This is a genomic window from Streptosporangium canum, from assembly GCF_900113865.1.
Classification (GTDB): domain Bacteria; phylum Actinomycetota; class Actinomycetes; order Streptosporangiales; family Streptosporangiaceae; genus Streptosporangium; species Streptosporangium canum.
The window spans coordinates 1-5,687 of the sequence record NZ_FOQY01000077.1 but is presented as its reverse complement, the minus strand read 5'-3'; the positions used below and the strand labels follow the sequence as shown (position 1 = coordinate 5,687).

General features: G+C 68.8%; 6 protein-coding genes. 4 read left to right on the top strand and 2 right to left on the bottom strand.

Annotated elements, in window-relative coordinates; genetic code table 11:
- Nucleotides 1-329, bottom strand: a 329-nt coding sequence (locus tag BM085_RS42405; RefSeq protein ID WP_281249922.1) for a TCP-1/cpn60 chaperonin family protein, incomplete at its 3' end; no start/stop codon positions are given.
- Between the two features lie 217 nt (nt 330-546).
- Here BM085_RS42405 and BM085_RS42400 point away from each other — a divergent pair.
- On the top strand, nt 547-1,161 hold the full coding sequence (locus BM085_RS42400; protein ID WP_093892363.1) for a TetR/AcrR family transcriptional regulator: 615 nt from the start codon (nt 547-549) through the stop codon (nt 1,159-1,161).
- A 95-nt stretch (nt 1,162-1,256) separates the two neighbouring features.
- On the opposite strand, the gene BM085_RS42395 is transcribed toward BM085_RS42400, so the two are convergent.
- Entirely contained in the window at nt 1,257-2,255 is a 999-nt protein-coding gene (locus tag BM085_RS42395) for an SDR family NAD(P)-dependent oxidoreductase (RefSeq protein ID WP_093892365.1), read from the bottom strand.
- A gap of 81 nt (nt 2,256-2,336) precedes the next feature.
- Here BM085_RS42395 and BM085_RS42390 point away from each other — a divergent pair, with 81 nt between their 5' ends.
- The 3 genes from BM085_RS42390 (at nt 2,337) to BM085_RS42380 (ending at nt 5,418) form a co-directional block, all read left to right on the top strand.
- The gene (locus BM085_RS42390; protein ID WP_093892362.1) at nt 2,337-2,939 is read left to right on the top strand and encodes a TetR/AcrR family transcriptional regulator; all 603 of its coding nucleotides are present in this window, start codon (nt 2,337-2,339) and stop codon (nt 2,937-2,939) included.
- Between the two features lie 347 nt (nt 2,940-3,286).
- Complete coding sequence (locus BM085_RS42385) at nt 3,287-5,092, top strand: alkyl/aryl-sulfatase (RefSeq protein WP_093892364.1); 1,806 nt, start codon at nt 3,287-3,289, stop codon at nt 5,090-5,092.
- A 104-nt stretch (nt 5,093-5,196) separates the two neighbouring features.
- Entirely contained in the window at nt 5,197-5,418 is a 222-nt protein-coding gene (locus BM085_RS42380) for a hypothetical protein (RefSeq protein ID WP_143121343.1), read from the top strand.
- Nucleotides 5,419-5,687 lie beyond the last annotated feature (269 nt).

The window sequence follows — 5,687 nt, the reverse complement described above, 5'->3', positions numbered from 1 at the left end:
CCGGCGGCGACGTTGCGCAGGCCCTCACGTACGAGAGCCTGGGCGAGCACGGTGGCGGTGGTGGTGCCGTCACCCGCGACGTCGTCGGTCTTCTTGGCGACTTCCTTGACGAGCTCGGCCCCGATCTTCTCCCACGGGTCCTCGAGCTCGATCTCCTTGGCGATGGAGACACCGTCGTTGGTGATCGTGGGTGCGCCCCACTTCTTCTCCAGGACGACGTTACGGCCCTTGGGGCCGAGGGTCACCTTGACGGCGTCCGCGAGCTGGTTCATACCGCGCTCGAGACCGCGCCGGGCGTCCTCGTTGAACGCGATCATTTTCGAAGTCATTCCTGCTCCTGCTCTTGGTAGGGGGCTCTCCGGGACGGCGCCCGCGACGGACGGTCCGGCGACGGGCGGCCAACCCGCCGACGGACCTCGCCGCCCCGGCACACACCATGCGGTTGGCACTCTCCAGGCGTGAGTGCCAGGTGCTCCACCGCACTCTACCCACAACCTGCGTGACACGCATATAGTGCGTGACACGCAATATCGATAGGATTGACCCATGAACGACGACGCCATGGACCTCCGGGCACGCAACAGCCAGGCCACCCGGGAGGCGATCAGCCATGCCGCACTGCGCCTGGCCATCGAGCAGGGCCCCAACGGGCTGGCCCTTGTCCGCGTCCATGACATCGCCACGGCCGCGGGAGTCTCACCCCGCACCTACAACAACTACTTCTCCAGCAGGGCGGAGGCGATCTGCGCCTTCCAGGCCGACCAGTCCAGGCGTGTGGGGCAGGCGCTGCGCTCCCGGCCCGCCGACGAGCCGCTCGACCAGGCCGTCATCGCGGCCGTGATCGAGCTCTACACCGACCCCGAGCCCGACAAGGCCGGCCTGCGCATGATCATGTTAACGCCCGAGCTGGAAGGCGAGGCGCTGAAGGCGTTCAGCATGGCGGAGGGCCCGCTCGCCGAGGCGATCGCGGCGCGCACCGGCACCGACCCCGGACGCGACCTGTTTCCCGCCGTCACGGCCGCCGCGGTCGCCGGCGCCATCCGCGTGGCGGGGCGGCACTGGCTCGAACCCGGCAACACCGAATCCTTCGCCACCATGCTGCGCAGCGCCCTGACCTGCATCCTTCCCGCCGAGCCGCACGAAGACCCACGGGACCGGTGACCAGCACGCGCAGGTGCGGGGGCGGGCTGGGGCGGACCCCGTCCGCCCCCCGGACCGCGAACCCGAGCACGCGGTCCGGGCTGTGCGCTGTCGCGTCAGGCGGAGGCCGTGCCGGACCGGTCTCCCTGGTCCAGCAGGGCGTTGATCATCTCCTGGAGTTCGGCGCGTCCAGTGGTGCCGAGCGCACCGGACAGGGCCTGGGCGAGCTTGTCGAAGGGGTCATCCGTCGGCAGCTCTTTCACCTTCTGAGCCAGTTCCTCCACGTTCCACAGCCCGTCCTTGTGGACGTGGCCACCGAGGGACCAGCCTTGGTTGACCGCGACCGTACCGCCTCGCACCGACAGCACCTGACCGGTGAGCGGACAGGCTGAACTGGCCAGGTAGGCGGCGACAGGCGCGCTGGCGGCCGGGTGCAGGGGGTCGAACCGGCTCGCCGGCGGTTCCTGACCCATGCCGGGGACGCCGAGGGTGAGTCTGGTGCGAGACATCGACGGCGAGATGCAGTTGACCCGCACGCCGTAGCGGCCCAGCTCGAGGGCGGCCACGACGGTCAGCGCCGCCACCCCGGCGTTGCCCGCCGCGTAGGAGACCTGCGCGGGCAGCGGGTTGAGCAGTCCTGAGCCGGAGGAGGTGTTGACGACGGCGCGGTCGGCGCGGACCCCTGCCTGGAACCGGTCGCGCCAGTGGCGGGCCGCCCAGTGCGTCACCGCGAAAGTGCCCTTGAGCTTGACGGCCAGGACGTCATCGAAGTCCTCCTCCGACAGGTCGGCCAGGCCCATGTTCCGTTCGATGGTCGCGTTGTTGACCACTACGTGCAGGTCGCCGAAGGACCGCAGGGCCGTCTCCACCATGCGGCGGGCGCCGTCCCAGTCGGCGACGCTGTCGGTGTTGGCCACGGCCTGCCCGCCGCGCTCGGTGATCTCCTCGACGACGTCCGCCGCCACGCCGGCGTCGCCGCCCGTGCCGTCGATGGCGACGCCGGGGTCGTTGACGACGACCTTGGCGCCCTCGGCGGCGAAGAACAACGCCTCCTCCCGGCCGATGCCGCGCCCTGCTCCGGTGATGAGGACGACACGTCCGTCCAGACTTCCCATGATGACCACCCTTCAATGGCTACAGCCGCTGTAGTTATTCATTGTATGCACGAATGCAGGCAATGCAGTAAAGTGGCTCACATGGTGGAGAAACTGGGGCTGCGGGAGCGCAAGAAGCAACGCACCCGGCAGGCACTGATCGAGGCGGCGGTGCGCCTGTTCGAGGACAGGGGCTACGACCAGGTAACCGTGGCCGAGATCGCCGACGCCGCGGAGGTGTCCCCCCGCACCTTCTTCCTCCACTTCCAGACCAAGGAGGACGTGCTCTTGGCCAACGCCGACGTGCGCGTCGATCTGGCGCTGGAGGCGATCGCCGAGCGCCACGCCGGGGAGCGGCTGTCCGAAGTGCTGGTGCGGGCGATGGACCAGATGATCTTCAATGCCTGGGACCGCGACCTGTCCAGCGGCCTCGCAACGCTTCGGGCGCGGCTGGCGGCCTCGGAGCCGGCGCTGCAGGCCCGGCTGCTGCAGCGGTACCTCACCGCTCAGGCCGAACTGGCCCAGGCGCTGCGGCGGGCGTTCCCCGACAGCCTCGACACGACCACCGCCCCCGCCCTGGTCGGCGCGATGGTGGGCGCGGTCAGCGCGTCCGCGATGAGCGCGCTGCAGCGCGGCGACGGACCCGACGAGGTGCGCAACGCCATGCGGCAGGCCATGGCCTTGGTGGCGCGATCCGTCACCTGACCGATGATCGCGGTTGACCCGGGCCCGCACCGCCTTGGTGGACTTCTTTCGGCGTGCCGGCTGTTCGGCAGGTTGATCACGGTTGACCGCTGACCGTAGCCCCCCTGGCGCCGCCGGCCCCGCCCTGGCCGCCCTCGGTGACCTCCTGGGTCAACGCCCGGCTCGGCACCCCGTACCAGGTGACCGGCATCCTCGGTTGAGCAAAGACGAGAGCTTGCACGCGTCGCGGCGCCGCGGCGCGTTTGACGCGTAGATCACGGCGTGACGCTGTCAAGGAGATCGTCACGGGCAGGCGATAGTACCGGCTGGTGATGGCGGAGCGGGGCGCCAGCGGGAAGGCCGGATTCATGGCAGACCTTCCCTTTCATGACCGGTCCGACTTCGAGGCCGCCGACCGCGGATTCGTGGCCGCGCTGAGCCCCGCGATGGTCAAGACCGACAGCCGTGTCGTGTGGGACACCGACTCCTACCGTTTCCTGGAGCAGGAGTGCCCGGACACCGCGCATCCCAGTCTGTGGCGGCAGGGACAGTTGTGCGTCAAGCAGGGCCTGTACGAGGTGACGGACGGCATTTATCAGGTACGCGGCCTGGACCTGTCCAATATGACCCTGATCGAGGGCGACAGCGGCGTCATCGTGGTCGACCCGCTGCTGTCTGTCGAGTGCGCGGCGGCGGGGCTGAGGCTCTATCGCGACCAGCGAGGGGACCGGCCGGTCACCGCGGTCATCTACACCCACTCCCACGCCGACCACTTCGGCGGGGTACGCGGCGTCACCGACGGCGACGTGCCGATCCTGGCACCCGCCGGGTTTCTGGAACACACTGTGTCGGAGAACGTCTACGCCGGCACCGCGATGAACCGCCGCGCCACCTACATGTACGGCCCGGCCCTGCCCCGCTCGCCGGAAGGGCAGATCGGCGCCGGTCTGGGCATGACCACCTCGACCGGCACCATCTCTCTCATCCCGCCGAACAAGGACATCACGTGCACCGGGCAGGAGGAGACGCTGGACGGTGTACGGATCGTCTTCCAGCTCACCCCGGGCACCGAGGCGCCGGCGGAGATGAACTTCCTCATCCCCGGCCGCCGGGCCCTGTGCATGGCCGAGAACGCCACGCACAACCAGCACAACCAGCACAACATTCTCGCGCTGCGCGGAGCGCTGGTCCGTGACACCCGCGTCTGGTCGCGCTACCTGACCGAGGCGATCGCCCTGTTCGCCGACCGGGCCGACGTCTGCTTCGCCTCGCACCACTGGCCGACCTGGGGCCGGGAGAACATCGTGCGGTTCATCAGCCGGCAGCGCGACATGTACGCCTACATGCACGACCAGACGCTGCGGATGATGAACAAGGGCATGACGGGCGCCGAGATCGCCGAGGCGATGCGGATGCCGCCGGCCCTGGAGCAGGCGTGGCACACCCACGGCTACTACGGCTCGGTCAGCCACAATGTGAAGGCCATCTACCAGCGCTATCTGGGCTGGTTCGACGGCAACCCGGCCCATCTGTGGGAGCATCCGCCGGTCGAACAGGCGCGCCGCTACGTCGAGTGCATGGGCGGAGGTGAGGGCGTCCTCGCTTTCGCCCGCCGCTACATCGACGACGGCGACCTGCGTTTCGCCGCCTCGCTGCTCAACCACGCCGTCTTCGCCGACGAACACGACGGCCAGGCGCGCAGCATGCTCGCCGAGGTCTACACCCGGCTCGGCCACGGCGCCGAGAACGGCACCTGGCGCAACTTCTACCTGGTCGGCGCGCTGGAGCTGACCGGCGACGTCGTCCCCGCCAACGTCGACACCACCTCGCCAGAGGTGATCGAGGCCCTGACCGTCGAGCAGGTCTTCGACTCCCTGGCCATCCGCGTCGACGGCCCCAAGGCGTGGAACGAGAGTCTGGCCGTCGACTGGCGACTGACCGATCTGAACCAGCGCCACCGCACCACGCTGTCCAACGGCGCGCTCATCCATCAGGCCGATCCGCCGCCACAGCCGGTGGAGCTGACGCTCACGCTCACCAAGCAGCAGTTGCTCGGCCTACTCACCGGTCAATCGGCCGACGGCATCGAGCACGAGGGCGACATGAACGTCCTGAGCCGCCTGACCGCCGTACTGGAGGACCCGGATCCCGCGTTCGCGATCGTGACGCCCTGACCGCGAACAGACCCGTAACCTTCACCCAGTCGGCTCTCGCATTTTGACAGGGGGGAACAGGACACTCCTCATGATTGACGAGATTGCCCACCTTCCAGACGCACATGGGCTACCTGCTCACGGTCACTCGGATCCAGACTCCGCATAAGGGCGATGCGGTAAGCCTGCTGTCGGCGCACCTCCTCCAGCCGAGCGGGATCCGCTTGATCAGCGTTTTCCAGGTTCCGGCGCCGTACGGAGAAGATGCCGATGACCTGCCGCAGGAGACTGACCGCGGTGTTGTAGGCGGTTTCGACGCCGGGGTCGTCGGGGCCGGCTGGACCTGACTCACGATGGATTCCGGCGGCGATGAATGCCGAGGATCTTCAGCGTGATCTGGCGTGGAACCCCGGGCGTTTACGCCCGGGAGGAAACGACAGCGCGGGAGGGCCTCCAGGTCCGAGCGGTGCCGTGACAGTTGGTTCACGTGAGCTGCTCAGCCCGGCCGTTTCTGGTTCTCGAGGTACTCCTCGATGATCGACGGCGGGGCGCCGCCGCATGAAGCGGCGAAGCAGGGCGAAGGAGGGCGGGGACCAAAAGTGCCCGCCCCGCAGAT

What these genes read in the sequence shown, in the direction of transcription:
- BM085_RS42400 (WP_093892363.1), top strand. Translation starts at nt 547, where the DNA reads ATGAACGACGACGCCATGGACCTCCGGGCACGCAACAGCCAGGCCACC.
- BM085_RS42395 (WP_093892365.1), bottom strand. Translation starts at nt 2,255, where the DNA reads ATGGGAAGTCTGGACGGACGTGTCGTCCTCATCACCGGAGCAGGGCGC.
- BM085_RS42390 (WP_093892362.1), top strand. Translation starts at nt 2,337, where the DNA reads ATGGTGGAGAAACTGGGGCTGCGGGAGCGCAAGAAGCAACGCACCCGG.
- BM085_RS42385 (WP_093892364.1), top strand. Translation starts at nt 3,287, where the DNA reads ATGGCAGACCTTCCCTTTCATGACCGGTCCGACTTCGAGGCCGCCGAC.
- BM085_RS42380 (WP_143121343.1), top strand. Translation starts at nt 5,197, where the DNA reads ATGGGCTACCTGCTCACGGTCACTCGGATCCAGACTCCGCATAAGGGC.